Source organism: Amycolatopsis magusensis, from assembly GCF_017875555.1.
GTDB classification, from domain to species: Bacteria; Actinomycetota; Actinomycetes; order Mycobacteriales; family Pseudonocardiaceae; genus Amycolatopsis; species Amycolatopsis magusensis.
Map to the genome: position 1 here is coordinate 4823371 of NZ_JAGGMS010000001.1, position 17061 is coordinate 4840431.

The 17061-nt window shown below is 69.1% G+C and carries 15 protein-coding genes; 8 read left to right on the forward strand and 7 right to left on the reverse strand.

Going from position 1 to position 17061, the window contains the following annotated elements; genetic code table 11:
* Positions 1–83 precede the first annotated feature (83 nt).
* The gene (locus JOM49_RS21585; protein ID WP_209666069.1) at positions 84–1241 is read right to left on the reverse strand and encodes a hypothetical protein; all 1158 of its coding nucleotides are present in this window, start codon (positions 1239–1241) and stop codon (positions 84–86) included.
* 482 nt (positions 1242–1723) lie between these two features.
* Here JOM49_RS21585 and JOM49_RS21590 point away from each other — a divergent pair, with 482 nt between their 5' ends.
* The gene (locus JOM49_RS21590; RefSeq protein WP_209666070.1) at positions 1724–2203 is read left to right on the forward strand and encodes a hypothetical protein; all 480 of its coding nucleotides are present in this window, start codon (positions 1724–1726) and stop codon (positions 2201–2203) included.
* A gap of 186 nt (positions 2204–2389) precedes the next feature.
* The gene (locus tag JOM49_RS21595) at positions 2390–3247 is read left to right on the forward strand and encodes an alpha/beta fold hydrolase (RefSeq protein ID WP_209666071.1); all 858 of its coding nucleotides are present in this window, start codon (positions 2390–2392) and stop codon (positions 3245–3247) included.
* Positions 3248–3656: 409 nt separating this feature from the next.
* Here the strand turns inward: JOM49_RS21595 and JOM49_RS21600 are convergent, their stop codons facing one another.
* Positions 3657–4442 carry a transposase family protein gene (locus JOM49_RS21600; protein WP_209671450.1) on the reverse strand — a complete coding sequence of 262 codons (786 nt, stop codon included), beginning with the start codon at positions 4440–4442 and terminating at the stop codon, positions 3657–3659.
* 302 nt (positions 4443–4744) lie between these two features.
* Here JOM49_RS21600 and JOM49_RS21605 point away from each other — a divergent pair, with 302 nt between their 5' ends.
* Positions 4745–5404 carry a hypothetical protein gene (locus JOM49_RS21605; RefSeq protein ID WP_245370714.1) on the forward strand — a complete coding sequence of 220 codons (660 nt, stop codon included), beginning with the start codon at positions 4745–4747 and terminating at the stop codon, positions 5402–5404.
* Between the two features lie 341 nt (positions 5405–5745).
* Here the strand turns inward: JOM49_RS21605 and JOM49_RS21610 are convergent, their stop codons facing one another.
* On the reverse strand, positions 5746–6672 hold the full coding sequence (locus JOM49_RS21610) for a LysR family transcriptional regulator (protein WP_209666072.1): 927 nt from the start codon (positions 6670–6672) through the stop codon (positions 5746–5748).
* A 315-nt stretch (positions 6673–6987) separates the two neighbouring features.
* Between JOM49_RS21610 and JOM49_RS21615 the strand changes: the two genes are divergently transcribed.
* Positions 6988–7347 (forward strand): DUF3224 domain-containing protein, encoded by a 360-nt coding sequence (locus JOM49_RS21615; protein ID WP_209666073.1) that lies wholly within the window; start codon positions 6988–6990, stop codon positions 7345–7347.
* Between the two features lie 274 nt (positions 7348–7621).
* Here the strand turns inward: JOM49_RS21615 and JOM49_RS21620 are convergent, their stop codons facing one another.
* Both JOM49_RS21620 and JOM49_RS21625 read right to left on the reverse strand, forming a co-directional pair.
* Complete coding sequence (locus JOM49_RS21620; protein ID WP_209666074.1) at positions 7622–8428, reverse strand: DUF6159 family protein; 807 nt, start codon at positions 8426–8428, stop codon at positions 7622–7624.
* Between the two features lie 636 nt (positions 8429–9064).
* Entirely contained in the window at positions 9065–9604 is a 540-nt protein-coding gene (locus tag JOM49_RS21625; protein WP_209666075.1) for a hypothetical protein, read from the reverse strand.
* 231 nt (positions 9605–9835) lie between these two features.
* On the opposite strand from JOM49_RS21625, the gene JOM49_RS21630 reads away from it, so the two are divergent.
* From JOM49_RS21630 to JOM49_RS21645, 4 genes are all read left to right on the forward strand, one after another.
* Complete coding sequence (locus JOM49_RS21630; RefSeq protein ID WP_209666076.1) at positions 9836–13393, forward strand: ALF repeat-containing protein; 3558 nt, start codon at positions 9836–9838, stop codon at positions 13391–13393.
* Between the two features lie 35 nt (positions 13394–13428).
* Positions 13429–15000 (forward strand): tachylectin-related carbohydrate-binding protein, encoded by a 1572-nt coding sequence (locus JOM49_RS21635; protein WP_209666077.1) that lies wholly within the window; start codon positions 13429–13431, stop codon positions 14998–15000.
* 153 nt (positions 15001–15153) lie between these two features.
* Positions 15154–15429: a hypothetical protein gene (locus JOM49_RS21640; RefSeq protein ID WP_209666078.1), complete on the forward strand. Its 276-nt coding sequence runs from the start codon at positions 15154–15156 to the stop codon at positions 15427–15429.
* Positions 15423–15590 (forward strand): hypothetical protein, encoded by a 168-nt coding sequence (locus JOM49_RS21645; protein WP_209666079.1) that lies wholly within the window; start codon positions 15423–15425, stop codon positions 15588–15590. The genes JOM49_RS21640 and JOM49_RS21645 overlap by 7 nt, the downstream gene beginning before the upstream one ends.
* A 301-nt stretch (positions 15591–15891) precedes the next feature.
* Here the strand turns inward: JOM49_RS21645 and JOM49_RS21650 are convergent, their stop codons facing one another.
* Both JOM49_RS21650 and JOM49_RS21655 read right to left on the reverse strand, forming a co-directional pair.
* Complete coding sequence (locus tag JOM49_RS21650) at positions 15892–16428, reverse strand: TetR/AcrR family transcriptional regulator (protein ID WP_308158828.1); 537 nt, start codon at positions 16426–16428, stop codon at positions 15892–15894.
* Positions 16421–16813, reverse strand: coding sequence for a DUF4260 family protein (locus JOM49_RS21655; RefSeq protein WP_209666080.1), 393 nt, complete (start codon positions 16811–16813; stop codon positions 16421–16423). Before JOM49_RS21655 ends, JOM49_RS21650 begins: the two co-directional genes overlap by 8 nt.
* Positions 16814–17061: the final 248 nt, after the last annotated feature.

The window sequence follows — 17061 nt, forward strand, 5'->3', positions numbered from 1 at the left end:
ACCCGAGTCGACCCGACTTCTGACGCAGTCAGGAGTGCAACGCTCATAAAAGCGTCATGTGACCACTCCGCGAGTGACACGTTCTACTTGGCCGTCTTCGCCAGTGCGGTCATCTGCTGGAAGATCCGGTCCAGCACGAGGTGGCTCAGGCAGCCACCGTTCGCTTCGAGGGTTTTGTAGCCCTGCGCCGGGTCCTTGATGCGGTAGACGTTGACGTAGAAGGTGAGCGGAGTTGCCGGGCGGGTGTCCTTGATGCCGACGGTGAGCGCCTCCGGTTCACCGACGTAGAACGGCAGCGCGATGTACTGCTTGTGCGACTCTGCGGTCCACTTGCCGTCCTTGCCCAGCCCCAGTATGTTGCCGAGGCCCTCCACCAGTTCACCGACCTGCGGCGCGCCCAGTGGGCGACCGCCACCCCAGTGGTCTCGCAGAGTGAGCATTTTTCCTTCGTTTTCGCTCCAGTTCATCGGCAGCTGCGCGTCGTCCAGTTTGACGCCGGGCAGGGTCAGCGGCGCTTCGGTGATCCGCTGCCACCAGAACGCGGTGTAGGCGCCCTGGTAACCCTGGACCAGGTAGGCGCCGTCGGGGTGCACCTCGAGGCTGATCGTGTGGATCTTCAACAGGGTCAGGTCGATGAAGAACACCTCGTCCTGCTTGCCGAGGAACTCCTGTATCGTCGGCGCGAACTCGCCCGTGTTCTCGGGGGTGAACTGCAGGTTCTTCATCAATTGCTCGGTGCCGCAGAGCGCGGCGAGCTCGTTGCTCAGGTTTCCCGAGGTGTTCCCGCAGTTCGCCCAGGAAAAAGCCAGGCCGGCCAACGCGACCTTGAGATCGCCGGTCGAGCCCTCGCCCTTTTCCAGCGCTTTTCCTGCCTGCGTCCGGCTCGCGGTCATCGCCTCGAAGGCCGCTTCCACTTTCTGCGATTTTTCCTTGACGAGGCGGCCTGACCCTTTGGCGCGCAGTGCGGCGGCGTATTCAGTGGCATCCGCGTAGTCGGCGACGAACGCGACGATCGTCACTTTCGTGCTCACCGCGTCGTAAATGGTCCCACCGTCGTCGATCCGGATCCACGACCGCTGACACCCCTGCACCCGCGGCCCACGGCTGTCATTCACGACGGCAATAACCTCACCGTCATTTTCCAACACGTGCTCCGGAGTCGCCTTCTTCGTCACGACCTTCAGCGTTTGCTCATCTCGAACGAGGACCGGCACATCGTCGGTGACCACCAACGGGCGCATGAATGCCTCCAGATCGGGGTGGATGGTAAACCGATCGTATCGGGAGAACGACCGCCGGAAATGGGCCGAACGGGTCCGCGTTCCGCCCGGAAGGAGCACATTCCCCAAAAACGACGCCATGTGCCGGCTTCCGGCAGAAGCGCCGGGACAGGGCGGGGTCGCGACTCGGGTCCCCGGCGTGCAGGTCGGCGTCGCCGAATGGCAAGCCGTGCTACGCCAGCGGCGCCGCGCCGGCGTGTCTGTGGACGGGGAAACAGTCGCGCGAGCACGGGCTGCGGCCCGCTACCGGAGAGGCGGATGCGTTCGTCCAGTCCAGCACGGGCCCGCGGGGCTCTACCTGATCACTGCCGCGCGACTACCTCGTCACCGATCACGCCCGCGGCGGAGATCGTCAAGGCGCTCGACCCGTCGGCCTGTTCGCCGAACTGCTCGATGCCACCGGATGACCGCCGTGGCCGGGTTCGGCTGTCTAAGATCGAGTGATGACACAGAGCCGAAGACGGGTCACCCCCAGCCGGTCGTGGACCCGGTTTCAGCTGGCCACGTCGGTGTTCTTCGGCCTGGCCCTGCTGGCGGCGCTGGTTCGCCCCGTCCACCACCTGGTGGTGCACGGGGCGAACCCCAACGCACTGTTCAGCGCGTTGGGGCTGAGCCTGTTCTTGGCCATGGTGTGCCGCGGGTACTGGACCGGAATGTTCAGCGGCCCCACCGGATTGCGTTGTCGGACATTGACCAGAACCCGCGATTTCGCGTGGGAAGAAATCGCGGGTTTCGAGCTGCGGCCCCGCAAATGGCGCGCACTCACCGTTTCCGGCATCGTCATCGTCACCACCGCCGGCGAAGCGGTCAACACCGAATTCATCGTCGGGCCGAACGGCCGCCAGCCGTCCGTCAGTTTGTACTCCGAGGCGGAACTCATCGACTTGATGGCGGAGTTGGAAGCTCAGCGGAGCGCGTCGTGAGACATGTTGAGACCGCATCGGTTTCCGGTGAACGGCTGATGGCCCCCGCCGTTGCGGAGCGAGTACTTCCCTGGGGCAGCGGCGTTTGGTGTGGCCATCGTGTCAGTGAGGAGCGGCCAACGCAGGCGCAGCGGTGCTATGCGCTGGTCGCGTAAGCTGGTGTCTACGTCACCCGGGGGGCCCGCGATGGACGGAGTTTTCGGCAAGGACCGCACACGCGACCGGTTCCATGCGGCTTACGACGAGGCGTTGCGGCACTGGCCGGTGCCCTGCACCGAACTCGACGTCGAGACTTCGTGGGGTCCGACGAGGGTGCGGCGCTGCGGCGCCGGCACCGGCGTACCGATCGTGCTGCTCCACGGCACTCTGAGCACGTCGGTTTCGTGGTACCCCTACATCGCCGAACTGGCCGAGGAGCACCAGGTGTTCGCCGTGGACACCATCGACGAGCCGGGGCGCAGTACGCTGACACGCCCGGTGCGCGACGCCGGGGAACACGCCGGCTGGCTGGCCGAAGTGCTCACCGGACTCGGACACCCCCGGGTGCACCTGGCGGGGATCTCGCGCGGTGGCTGGCTCGCGCTCAACCTGGCGGCGAAGTCGGGTGAGCAGGTAGCCAGCGTCACCGCCGTGGAACCGGCCGGGTTCGGGCGCGTCGGCCGGCGTTTCTACTGGTGGGCGGCGAAGAACCTGGTGCGGAGCGCGACCCCGCTTCGCCGGTTCGCCACGTTGTCCGCGACCGAGATCGCGGTCTACGGCAGCCTGCGGTCCCTGCTGTTCGCCGCCGGGAGCAGCAGAGTTCGCCTCCCACCGCCGGAGCCGTTGACCGAGGACGAACTGCGGGCACTGCCCGAGCGAACCCAGCTCATCTTCGCCGAGCACAGCGCCCTGCACCGTTCCGCGCAAGTACGGGCCCGGCTTTCGTCGGTGGTGCCGGAAATGCGCGTCGAAGTGGTCCCCGGCGCGAGCCACGGCCTGTCCCTGGAGCGCCCCGAACTCGTCATCGCACGGATCCTCGCGTTCGCCCGGCCGCGGCACCAATAATCCCGCTTGGCCGCGACGTGCACCGAGGAAGCTCACCGGATGGCACGCTCGTCCTGGCTGGCAGGATGCCTGTTCGGAGTCCAGGGAACGCTGACATGGCGGGTCCCGGCGAGCGGGCGGCCAGTTTCCTAGGGAGCGCCGGGGAGTCTGTCGCTTAGCAGGCGAGGCCGCCCGGCAGCGGGGGCGGCGGGATCGAAGTACTCGAATGAACTGTTCGCCGCTCTGGCGCTTGTCGGCGTGTGGTCGCCGTAGGCGGGCGCCAGCAGCCCTTGGCCCTGATACGAGCAGGCGCTGGAAAAGTAGAATCCTCGGCCGGAGACGGTGTCGATGCCGCGGTTCTTGGCCTGCCACGTGCGCTCTGCGGGGAGCCATAATCGGCACTGGGTTCATTGAGCCTTTTCCATCTTGGTTAGTTGTGGTCATGTTCGAGGGTGAGGATGGCTTTGGCGAGGGTGGTGACGCGGTGGGTGCTGCAGCGGGCGCGGGTGAGGATCCGCCAGTTTTTGAGGATGGCGAAGCCGCGTTCGCCTCGGCTGCGTAGTCGGGCGAGGGCGGTGTTGGCGGCTTTGTAGGCGGGGCCGAGTTCGCGTGTGGGCTGGTGGCGGTTGCGGCGGTTCTTGTACGGGGTGATTACCCCGGGCGCGACCTGGTCGTAGCCGCCGTCGGCGAGTAACCGCAGGCCGGCTTGTGCGGCCTGCTCGCAGATGTGGTGGTGGCGGGCGGCTGCGGTGTCGTTGGTGGCGCCGGGTAGTCCCTCGGAGATCCAGAGCAGGGTGCCGTGGGGGTCGGTGAGGGCTTGGATGTTGATGCCGTGGTGGCGGTGTTTGCCGGAGTAATAGGGCTTGTTCGCGGCGATGCGGTCGGTGCGGATGACGGTGCCATCGAGGATGGCGTAGTTGTGGAAGGTCCAGGCCAGCCGCCACAACGCCGCGGTCAAGCTCGGGGCACGGTGGGCGAGCAGGTCGGTGGTTTCGTGCACGTAGCGGCACACGGTGGCGACACCGATCCCGAATCCGGCGGCGAGGCGCTGGTAGGTGTCACCGTTGCGCAGGTGGGCCAGCACGAGCAGGGCCTGGCGTTGCGGGGGCAGCCGTCGCCAGCGTGACCCGATCGCGCGGCGGTGGGTGCGGATGATCTGGGTCAACTCAGCCAGTGTCTGACTGGACAACGCGATCGTCGACGGGTAAGACAACACCACGAAGCTCCTGGTAGCGCATGTTTCTTGGTCGATACACGCACCTACCAGGAGCTTCGCCACGTTCAGCGCAGTGACACACCCTCACCAACCCACATTAGGTTGGAAAAGGCTCATTGAGAGCGTGTCTCACTGGGTGTTGGTTGAAATCCGGGCACGATGCTGGCCCGTGACGGACGAGTTGTTGCGGCGGTTGGTACCCGACGGGTTGTGAGGGCTGGTCGAGTCGTTGATCCCGTCGGGAAAGACGTAATGGGGAGACAGGACGGGTGGGATTGCGCGACACTGTCCAGGTGATCACGATGCAGCCTGTCGTGGAGGTCTACGCGCTCGACGACTTTGTCCTTTGGCCAGTTGCCGAGGTCGAGTCGTTCAGCTATCTGGCGCTCAGCGGCGAGCTCACGCCCCTCGAGGTCGGGACAGTGGTGATGCGCATCGCCAGTTGCAACGACATCGATCCTGAGGATGGCGGCCGCCCGCCTCGCCCCGCCGACCCACTGGGGTCGTTCTTGCACGGTCTACTCACCTTCGACACGCTCTTCGCGGCCGGCGGCCTGCGGGTGACCGACAGCGCCACGGGTGTGGCGTTCCTGCCGGGCTGCCGCAACGGTTTGGAGGACTGGCGCGAGTGGCACGAGGTCCTTGATGGCAGCGGGCGAGCCTGGTTCGGGCACGATCCCGATCCGCGCGCCGAACGCCACGGCGAGACCGTCCGGCTGACTGTCGACGCTGAGCAGAACGACAGTCCGGTGATCGAGTTACTCGCCACCGATCTCCGGCGCCTCCTCGCCGAAGCCGGGCACGACCTCACCAGCTTCCTCGCGCTGGCAGCCGACTGGGCCGCCCAGAACCTGCCCCGCCACGCCGCCCCGGTCACCGCCGCCCTCGCCCGCGCACTGGACCTCCCGACACCGACCGAACCACCGGCTCGGCACCCCGAGGCGCACGCCAACACCCCTTGACCTGGAGTCGAGAGATACCGAGCTGCAAGGCCGCTGCGGGCAACTGCGGACGGAACCACCGAATTACCTGATCGCGGTCACGAGTCGAATTCGTAGTCTCCTCATCGAGCCAGGCGCAGGCTGATCGGCAGCTATCGTGCGGTCGTGACAGGCACTGGACAACGGCCTCTGCTCTTCCTCGACGTTGACGGGCCGCTCGTCCCATTCGGCGGCCCCGCCGGAGCAGCACCCGACCTACCGGCCCGGCTTCGCCTCACCTGACCTGCCTGCTGCCCACCGGCGTTTCCCCGGAAAGGCCGACACGCCGCCGATCGACCTCGACGACCGCGAGCAGAACGGCATCAGGCGGGCCGCGGCCACGCGTTCTTCGCGGCCTGGCGAATGGCGGTGATCAGCGGACGGTGCTCCGCGGTGACGTGCCAGGCGAGCGCCGAACTGCACGGCGACAGGTCGGTGACGTCGAGGAACTCGACTCCGGGGCGGGGGAACAGGTGCCTCGCCGCGTACGGCTGCAAGGAGATGGCACCGCTGTGGGCGACCTCGGCGTAGAGGCTCTCCAGGTCGCTGACGACGGGACCGTAGCGGACCGCGACGCCGCTGGGCCGGGGGTCGGCAGCCCAGAAGTCGCGCCAGATCCGGGGGCAACCGGCGGGAAAAGAGACGATCGTCCGGCTGTCCAGCTCGGCGAGCGTGACCTGACCGCGATCGGCCAGCGGATCGTCAGCGGAGACGCAGACCACCCGCGGTTCGGTGTTCAGGTGGTGGGTGCGGACGTCGTCGGGCGCCGGCGGCCGGCAGAACACCACATCGACCTCGCCGGTGCTCAGGCTCTGGAACTGCTCCACCAGGTTCAACAGCCGGATTTCGACTTCCAGGGCGGGGTGGAGGCGCCGCAGTTCACCCAGCACCGCGGTGGTGTGGTCCATCGCCGCCTCGGCTCCGACCGTGCCGACCACCACCCGCCCGCCGAGGCCGTGAGTGTGGTCGTCGGCGACCTGCTGCAGCTGCCGCATCGCCTGCACGACGGTGCGCGCGTGCGGCAGGAGGGCCTGGCCCGCCGGCGTGAGTGCCGTCGACCGGCTGGTGCGGGCGATCAACTCGACCCCCAGCCGCCGCTCCAGCGCGCCGAGCTGCCGGCTCAGGGCCGGTTGGCTCATGAACAACCGCGCGGCCGTCCGGCCGAAGTGCAGCTCCTCGGCGAGGGTGAGGAACATCCGCAACTGGTGCACAGTGGGAGCCGACGACCGCTCCACCTCCCCGCCTGTCATGCACGGCACCCTAACCGCCGGTATGCGCCGCGGTGGCGGAAGCCGGGGATCGGCGCACCGGCGGAGGCGATCGGAGCGGCGCCGGGTCCGGCGCCACTGCGCGTGGGCAAGGTGCTGGTGAGCAACCACTCACCAGTGGTGACTGTGCACGGCAAGGCCCCGGCAATGCCAAGCCATCCGGATCGATAACGTCTTGTATATCGTTCGTTCGGCGATTGTCATGGCCGGATCGTTGCGTGTCGAGTCGGGCGTGGGCATCATCGTTTTCCCGGTGGTGGCCGACGCCGTCACTCGGAAAGGGAGATCGACATCGCGGTGAAAGTGCTGGCCGGGCGGTTCGTGCTGGACCTCTGGGAGGAAGACGTCTACGACGAGCAGGAAGGCATTCGGCTGCTTCGCATCAGGAACAAGAGAACCTTCGAGGGTGATCTGCAGGGCACGGTCAAGGCCAATCGTTTGCAGACCCGCACGCCGGGCGGATTGGTCGCGTACGTGGGCATGGAACGCGTGCGGGCGGAAATCGAAGAAGGCGGTTGTGCCTTCGCGCTCCGCCATTCGGCGGTCGGCGACGCCTCTATCGGATCCGCGAGCATCGACGTCGTTCCCGGCTCGGGAACGCGAGAATTGCGGGGTTCGCGGCCTGCCGAAGTCGAGTCTCCAGGTCCTGCTGAGTGATGGTCACGAGGGGTGATCCCTCTCGCTCGGCGTCGGACTCGTACTGCCGTATCCGGAAGACACCTCCGCCGACGCCGTTAAGCTGATCAGGCCACCTCATCCTCGATCAACCCGTACGGCGCTGGTCAGCTCGTCGCGAGAAGCGGACGACGATATCGTCGTCGGCAGAGGAGGCGGGGCGTTATCCACGATAAGGATCTGGGCGCCTTCTTCGGGGCTGGCCAGCCAGTCGTGCAGGTGATTGTAGAAGTCACCGCGACTCCTGGGGCGCTGGTCAGAGCGTGCTCATCCCTCGCGCTGTGCCGGAGAAGGAGTCACGGAGGTCGAGGTCACCGAGTGCGGCCGAGAACGCTTCGCCGGTGGCGAAGCGGTACAGCGCGGTCTGGTAGATCCCGTTGAGGGTGGCTACCACGACAGCCACGAGCAGCACCCAGACCAGCGACAGCAGAAGACAGACGTACAGAGTCGCGCGGCCGCCGATCAGTGAGCCGAGGCCGATCACGGCGGCGACACCGGTGGCCGAGGCGACCATTCCCAGCAGGCTCAGGCCCGCGTACCCGGCGATGTTCTCGCCCCACGTCCGGCGCAGCAGTTCGGCCGAGCGCTTCGGCGCGTCCCGCAGCCTCATGCCTTCGAGCGTGAGCACGGGCAGCACGAGGTAGGCGATCAGGTTCCAGCCGATGTCGGCGAGGGCGCCCAGGAAGCGCAGGGCGAAGTCCATCCGGTCTTCGATCGCGCGCAGCACAGCGGACACCGTGAGCGTCAGCACCGACCAGGCCAGCAGCCCGGGCCAGCGGCGTCCCGCCGCCACCAGTCCCGAGCCGATCCGGGCGCGCTCGCCTCGCAGCGCGACGTCGGCCTGGGAGATCAGCGCGGCCTTGAAGAAGGTGGTGACCATCGTGATCGCCAGGAGGCACCCGGCGGCGAGCAGCACCCAGCCCAGCATGCCGGGCCGCTGGGCGGCGAACAACGCCGGCGTCAGGAACGCCGCGGCGACGAGCAGGACCGTCAAGCCCGACAGGACCGGGAACCCGGCGATGCGCGGCTGCGTGCGCAGCACCCGCCAAGAGGCCTTGAACATCAACGAGATCGTGGACCAGTAGCCCATTCGGAAGCCCCCATGAACGACCGATGCGCGCGTGAACGCGGCGACGCATCATCGCACAGGGGGTCCAGGCTTCAGTCCTGCTTGAAACGCCGAGCTCGATCACGGAGCCACCAGCGCAGCCTCTTCGGCTGGGAACCCGACGAGGCCACCACGCCGACGTCCGAGACAAGGACCTCGACATGATGCTCAACCCGGCCCGGGGCGTTTCGCGATCGGTGCTCGGCTGTCAGATGCCGCACGGCATAAGGCCAGCCTGGTCGCGGTCTTGGCTTGGCGCTGACGACCCCGGCGCGGTGGCTACTCTGAGGTCAGTTGGCGTGGCGTCCGGGGCCAGGGGAGCGGCGCGTCGAGCCCAGGAAGTACCAGCACCGGCTCTCAGCCGACGCGCCGCAACCGGATCGCCGCCGAAAGGCCGCTCACGCCCAGGGTGAGGGCAAGTGCGCGGCGGCCGTTCCCGTTCCCGGCGTTCACCACAGCCGGCACTTCTCGGAAAATTGTTTTCCTGTTGCTCGCCGCCTTTCCTGTGGCTCGGGACCATGGTTGCCGGTCCGACCTTTCCCGCTACAAATCTTCGTCAAATTTCCGATCGTTCCCCTGGTGGCGGAAACTTCAGACAATGCGCAACTCCATCAGCGCGGCCTCCACCCCGGTGTCGCTTTCCCCGACCGGCTTCCAGAGCCCGGCGGCGACGTCGTAGGTCTTGGACTGGCCGTTGGCCGCGGTGAGCTTCGCGCTGAGGTTCTTGTCGCCGCCGTAGATCAGGTAGACGCTCGGGACCTGCATGCTGAGGTAGCCGACCTTGCCGGCCGCGCGGAAGCAGACGTCGCCCGCCACCCGGCTTCTGAGCTGGATGAGCGTGTTCTCCCCGCAGTCGGCCAGCGTGATGTGCCCGTCACCACGGCCGACGACGATGCCCCGCTCGGCCAGGATCTCTTCGGCTCCGGGGTGGAGGAAGTCCTCGACCAGGTGCGAGGGCGCGTCGGCGGCAGGGGCGGCCGCCATCTCCAGGGGCGCTGGGGTTCCGGTCCCGTCCGCGGCACCGGCGAGACCGGTGGCACCGGCGAGACCGGTGGCCCCTGCCACCGCGGCCCCTGCCAGCAGGGCGGTCAGCGCGACTTTGGCGCCCGAGGGCAGCTTCGATGAGGGCATGGTCGTTTCCTTCGGCATAAGCGGGGAAGAGATTCGAACAACGGCCAGAATGCCATCACCGCAGCCGAACTGGCGATAAGCCATTCGGCCGATTGCCGGTACTTGGTCTGCTGATACTTTCGAATTGCTCGGCGGCTGACCCCGCCCCGCACGGGGGCGGGACCGCCGAGCTGATTTCTTTTCAATTCTCTGACATTTCTTGCACATCGTGCCGTCCAGGAGAGGATCGAGATGGCGAGACCGAGACGATTACCGAGACGGGTGCTGGCGCTGCCGCTGGCGGCGATGACCGCCCTGTCCCTCCTGGTGGCCCCCGCGCAGGCCACCTCAGCCCAGCCACCGTCGGCGCAGAGCGCGCTGACCGATCGCGCGGTGGCGTTTTCGATCCTGAAGGCCGGTGGTCCCGGCGTGGCGAGGGCGGCGGAGACCGCGCTCGCGGGCACCGACGAGGACGTGCGCGTGTTCCTGGCCACCGGGTTCGGCGTGGCCGAGGAACACGACCTGCGGGCGCGCGTCGGGCAGATGCTCGCCGAAGGCGGGCCCGGCGTGCGCCGGGCCGCGCAGACCGCGCTCGGCGGTTCGGCGGAGACCCTGCGGACCTTCATCGCCTCCGGGTGGCAACGCCCGTGGGAGGACGACATGCGCGTGCAGATCGCGCAGCTGGTCAACACCGGTGGTCCCGGGGTGAAGGCGGCGGCGCAGCGCGCGCTCAGCGGCACGGTCCAGCAGCTGATGACCTTTCTCGGCACCGGCCGCCAGACCGCCAAGGACGACGACGACCGGGTGCGGGTCGGGCAGATCATGAACACCGGCGGCCCGGCGGTGAACCGGGCGGCGCAGGCCGCGCTCAACGGCTCGATCGAGGACGTGCGGGCGTTCCTGCTCGACGGCTACCTCGTCGCGGCGGCACGCGATCACGAAACGCTCTCCGTGGCGCAACTGGCGGATCTGGCCAAGGAAGCCGGAACCCAGGCCGCACAGCAGACCGAGGTGGCCAGGGAAGCCTCCGGCAAGGCCATCGAGGCGGCGAGGCTGGCCAAGGAGGCCGGCGAGACCGCGGCGCGCGAAGCGCAGGCGGCACAGGATTCCGCGATCAAGGCGGGCAACGCCGCCGGGCGGGCGGCCGATGCCGCCGGGCGCGCCGCTCAGGCCGCGCAGGTGGCCGGGGAAGCTTCCCGGGCCGCGAACGACGCGGCCAGGGTGGCGGCCAACGCGGCGGGACAGGCGTCGCAAGCGGCGTCGCTGGCCAGCCAGACCGCGGCCAAGGCGCGGAAGGCGGCACAGGCCGCGGCCGGTGACCGGCAGCACGCCGAGGCCGCGCGGCAGGCGTCGGTGGAAGCGCACCGGGTCGCGCAGGACGCGCGGGTGGCGGCGCAGGCGGCGGATGCGGCGGTGACCGCGGCGAACGCGGCGGCCACCGCGGCACAGGCGGCCGGATCGGCGGCGGCCAACGCCACCGCGGCGGCGGATGCGGCGCTGCAGGCCGGGAACTACGCCCAGCAGGCCGGAGCCAGCGCCGAGGAGGCCAGGCGCGCCGGGGAACGGGCCAAGCAGGCGGCCGCGGAGGCGACCCGGGCGGCGAACGTGGCCAAGGCCATCGCGCAGGAGGCGGCGGCCGCGGCGGCGGAGTCGCGCGACGCGGCGAACCAGGCGGCCCAGCACGCCGCCGCCGCCGGTGACGCGGCATACCAGGCCTACCTGCACGCCGGCGAGTCCGCCGGGCAGGCGGACAAGGCGCAGGCCGCGGCGGACGCGGCCGACCTCGCCGCCGACCAGGCCGAAGGTGCGGTCACCACGGCGAACAAGGTCAGCGCCGTGGCCCGCAAGGCCGACTCCGAGCGGCTGCTCGTCCAGCAGAACAAGCAGGTGCGCGAGGCGCGGACGGCGAAGCAGGCGGAAGCCGATCGCGCCGCGGCCGCGGCCTGGGAGGCGGGGCAGCAGGCCAGACTGGACGCCGAGGCCCAGCGCCTGCTGGACCAGGCGAGGGATCCGGCGGCCGCCCCGGCGCTGGTGGTCTCGAACGGCCGGAAGGTGGCCGCGCGGCTGGCCAAGACCGGTGGTCCCTGGGTGCAGGACGCCGCGGAGTTCGCCCTGACCGGCACCGAAACCGATGTCACCGAGTTCGTGCGCTCCGCGCTGGCCACGGCCACCGAGCGGGACGACCGGGCCAGCGTGGGCACCATCGCCGACTCCGCGGCCAAACCGGCGCAGCGCACCGCCGCGCTGGGTGTGCTGACCGCGAGCCACGACCAGGTCAAGCAGTTCCTGCGCACCCGGTACTACCCCGGCAAGGACGACGACGACCGCATCGAGCTGGCCCGGATCATGAACGAAGGCGGGCCGGGGGTGCGCGCGGGTGCCCAGCGGGCGTTGAGCGGCACGATCGAGCAGGTGCGCGAGTTCCTCGCGGTCGGGCAGCACACCGCCCGGCGTGCCGACGACGCCGTGCTGGTCGGGCAGGCGCTCAACACCGGCGGCCCCGAGGTGAAGGCCTCGGCGCAGGCGGCGTTGTCCGGTCCGGACACCTACGTGCGCACCTTCGTCACCGTCGGACTGCACCAGGCCCAGCAGCGGGACGCGGACACCGCGGCCCACGTGGCCGAGATCGGTGGTTACCTGGCCGCCGCGTCGAGGTCGGCGGCCGGGGCCCGGCAGAACGCGTTCCTCGCGCTCAGCTACGCCGCGACCGCCCGCCAGGCGGCGGACCAGGCCGCGCAGTACGCGAACGACGCGGAGGCCTCCCGGATCCGCGCGGGTGAGTACGCGGCTCAGGCGGCGGCCTCCGCGGACCAGGCGGAGCGCTCGGCGGCCGACGCCGCCCGGTCCGCCCAGCTGGCCCGCGAAGCCGAAGCGGCCGCGCACCGCAGCGCCGGCCAGGCCCAGCAGTCGGTGATCAGCGCCCAGGACTCGGCGAACAAGGCCACCGGTTCGGCGAACGCCGCCAAGGAAGCCGCCGACCGCGCCCGGGCGGACGCGCTGGCGGCGGGCAGGTCCGCCGCCGAAGCGGCCAGGCTGGCCCGTGAAGCCGCCGACCGGGCGGCCGAACTCAAGCGACAGGAGGAAGAAGCCCGCAGGCGGGCCGAGGACGACGCCCGCAAGCCCGAACCGTCGCCGGGGCAGCCCCCGCGGCCCAACGACCCCAACTACGACGCGGCGATGCGCAACTTCTTCGGCGGTGTCCCGGCCGATGACAGGCGCCAGGTGTACGACACCAGCGCCAAGATGCCCGGCCGCGGGATCATCATGATGCGGTTCTTCATCCACTCCGACGACGCGGCCTTCGGCCTGCTCGACGGCGACAACCGCGGCTTCTCGATGGACCCGGGAGCCTCGGCGCGCATCATCGCGGCCTGGGACACCGACACCGGCAAGGTCAGCTACACCGTCACCAAGTCCACCAAGGAAGGCGGCTACATCTGGTCGCCGGGTGGCGCGGTACGCGTACCCGACCGGGTCTACCCCGCCCACCCGATCAGCCCCGGCGGGGACAACGACCTGCGGGTGCGCATCCAGCAGAACGGCTACCTGGCCGCGGACTACACCGGGCTCAACGGGTTGCTGCCGCTGTTCCAGGTCAACGGCCGGGTCGAGGTCAAGATCGACGAGCAGGTCGGCACCAGGAGCCACATCGGGGGTGACGACTACCCCGACTTCGAGGTGGTCCAGTACTGGAAGAACGAAGCCCCGCGCAACCTCGGCACGGACAGCATGGCCCCGTTGCAGGGCTTGGCCAGCGCGCCCCTGGTGGGCCACCGCTCACACACCTGGATCAACGGCCAGCCCGCCTAGGTCCCGACCGGCCACACGACTGGGGAATGGAAACCATGAGAACCAAGAGATACGCGAGACGGTCGGTGGCGGCGCTGGCCGCCTCGGCCGCGATCGCGGCGCTGCTGGCCGCACCGGCCGCCGCGGTCACCAACGGCACGCCCACCGGCGACTACGGCGAGGCGTACTGGCACACCGCACGCATCACCATCGGCGACAACTTCCGCTCCTGTTCCGGCACACTCGTGTCCGACCAGTGGCTCGTCACCGCCGCCAGCTGCTTCGCCGAGAACCCCGCGCAGGGCTTCCGGATCAACCCGGGACCGCCGAGCAGGCCCACCACCGCCCAGTTCTGGTACGGCGCGGTACAGGCGAAAGGCGGTGGCGGGACGTACAAGCTGACCCAGCGGATCATCGACCTGAAGCCGCGCGAGGACCGCGACCTGGTCTTCGCCAGGCTCGAAACGCGGGTCGGGCTCGGCGGCGCGCGGCTGCCGTCCCGGCCGCCGCAGCAGGCGGAGACGCTGCAGCTCGCCGGGTTCGGCCGGACCGCCACCGACTGGGTGCCGCTGAAGCAGCACCTCGCCGACACCGCGGTCTCCTCGGTCACGGGCACCACGTTCACCGTCTCGGGCGCGTCGGACACCTGCCGCGGTGACGCCGGTGGCCCCGCCTACCGGGGCGACCAGTGGGCGCCCGAACTGGCCGGCGTGCACAGCACGTCCTGGCAGAAGGGCTGCTTCGGCTCGTCGGAGACCCGCGGCGGTTCCGTGGAGACCCGGGTGGACGACCTGCTCGACTGGTTCGGCCAGCACAACCCCGACCAGTTCCTCGAGTGCTCGAGGTTCACCAGGTTCTACGCCACCAAAGCGGGCGCGGTGAAGTACACCGAAAACAACAGCTCGCCCAACAGCACCTTGATCCCGGCACTCGACGGCGTCGACTATTGGCCCTCGCTCGGGACGTACGGGTTCTCGGTGCCCGGCACGCTCAAGGCCGGGCCTGCCGTCGCCTGGTCGGTGCACCAGAAGACCGGCGCCACCGACCCGTTCAACGACGGCGACCTGCGCTTGTGGACCGTGCCGAGCTGGGAATTCACCGGTGGTGAGCGGGTCGGGACCGGCTGGGGCCACTACCTGTCCGCGGCCAACCGCGACAAGCTCACCGTGGACGAGAAGGGCCGGATCTACCGCATCGACCCCAACGGTGACCTGCGCCTGTTCGTCTGGGACACCGCGGCCAAGCGCTGGCAGAACGACGCCGGAGCGGTGCTCGACACCGGTTGGGGCCGGTTCAACTCCATCACCGCCGCCGGTGACGGTGTGCTCTATGCCCGCACCACCGCAGGGGCGCTCATCCGCTTCCACTACGACCACGCCACCCAGGCGTGGGTGCAGCGCGAGCAGGTGACCCCGGGCAACTGGAGCGGCTACGCCCAACTCGTCTCACCGGGCGGCGACGTCATCTACGGCACGCTGCTGCCGTCCACTTCGCAGAAGATCGCGTGGACGCGGTACAACCCGAACACCAACACCTGGGCCACGCACCGCGTGGTCGGCACCGGCGCCCATTGGGGCGGTGACCACTCGATCACGCTGAAGCCCGACGTCTGCGTCGGCACGCGCTGACCGGACGACCACGAACGCCACCGCGCGGGCCGGCACCGGTTCGCGCGGTGGCGTTCATGACCTCAGCCGCCCGAAGCCCGGCGGCACCACGGGAACAACAGATGCGATCCAGCCACACAAGCCGACTTCCGCCTCGGCCTTGACCACGCCCGGGTGACCGTGGTCAACAACTGGTGGTTCGAAGGTTCCGGCTACCTCACCGACGCCGAAACCGAACTCGCCGCCGGAATCGCCGAACCGGGCGGCGGTCGGGCGGGCGAAGGACAAGGGCAGGAAGCCGCCGGGCCGCTGGCAGGTCATGTACTACGACCGGACCGGCAAGCTCCGCTCGGAGATCGCCTCGACGAAGACGGTCGCCGAGGCCACGATCAGGTCGGGCAGGTCGTCGTGCGGGCGGTTCAGGGTGAACTCCGGGTAGTGGCATGGTGACGACGGTTTCCGGGAAGCCGATCTCCGGCCAGGCGAGCACGAGCGACATCCGGTCGAACGCCGGTGGAAACCGGAACACGGGCCGGTGGGTGGGACCGGACGTGCTGCTGCTGCTCGACGAGGAGGACGTGGCGAATTCCCAGTGTGCGCGGCCGGTGTGATCAAGCCAGCCGGCGCGCTGGTGCATGCCTTCGTCAGACGCGGGCGGCAACTGGCGGGACGCGACTTCCGGCGGGCTCGAGAGTCCGTCGCGGATGTCGCGCTGCCGTTCGGCCGCACTGCGGCGATCCAGCGGACGGCGGGCCAGTAGTTCGATGACCAAGGCCGAGAGCCTGGACACGACACGCACGATGCCCACGGTCAGTTCGGGTCGACGCACCAGCAAGCCGCCCGGATGTGCCAAGGCACCCAGGGTTTCGGTCGTGTCCACCGCCTCACCATCTCAAGCCGCGGTGCGTGCGTTCACCGTGTCCGCGACCCGCCGGGGCGGGTTTTCGCTGCCGTGTCAGCGAAACCGAACGCGCTCAATCCGGTGCGCCAGGCGCTGCCCAGATCGGCTCCGGGCGGGAACCTGCCGTCGAGTTCCAGGATGACCATGCCGTGTGCGAACGCCCAGATCGCGCGGGCGAGGTCTTCGTTGCCTGCCACGCGCACGAGGGGGAGGGCGGCGCGGTCCTCCACTCCGGCGGGCAGCAGGTGCCGGGGGAGCGGGCCGGAATTCATCAGCCGGTAGAGGTGCGGGTGCTCGAGCGCGTACGCCCGGTAGGCCGCCGCGAGTTCGGTCAACGACTCCGCCTTGGCCAGTTCGGCGGCCAGCTCGTTCATCGCGATGGCGATGACCCCGGCTTCGACGGCGAGTTTGTCCGGGAAGTGCTTGTACAACGACGGCGCCCGGATACCCAGCCGGTCGGCGATCGCGCGCATGGTCAGGGCCTGGGAGCCGCCTTCCTCGATCAGAGCCCGCGCCGCTTCGACGATCTGTTCGATCCGGTCAGGCACGACGGCTCCCGTCGCGGTCACGCAGGCCGTAACCGAAGGCGCGATCCAAGGAAACGTGCAGCAGCCAGGCCAGTCCGGCCGTGAACAGCGGCACCCAGTTCAAGTCGGAGACGCTGTAGCCGAACAAGATCGCCAGCGGGATCCACGGCCGGTGCATGGCGTTGTAGAACGGCACGGCCTTGGGGGAGAGCCTGCCGTTTCCGCCCTCGCCGGCGCCGATGAACATCGTCAGGTCGGGCGCGATGAGAAGGACCAGTGCGGTGGCCAGCGTATCGCCGCCGTGCTTGACCACCTCGAACACGAGGAAGGCCAGCAGGAACAAGGCAAGAACACCCCAGGCGACGCGCTGGACCACCGGACGGCCGGGTGCGAGAACGTGGGACATCGGAACCCCCAGGGTTGGCTAACGTTGTTAGCTTCACGCTACGGCTAACAACGTTAGCCGTCAAGTGCCCGCCTGGGCCCGGCTTCGTCGTACGTGCGCCGCGCGGCCGCTGGTCCGGGCTGCCGTGTCGATGAGTGGAAGGTTTCCTCTATTTGAATGAATTGGTGAATCTTTATTTTCTGGTCGCGTTGCCTCGTGGCATGGTCCCTACGGGAGGCTTTGGGGATAGCAAACCAGAGGGGAATCAT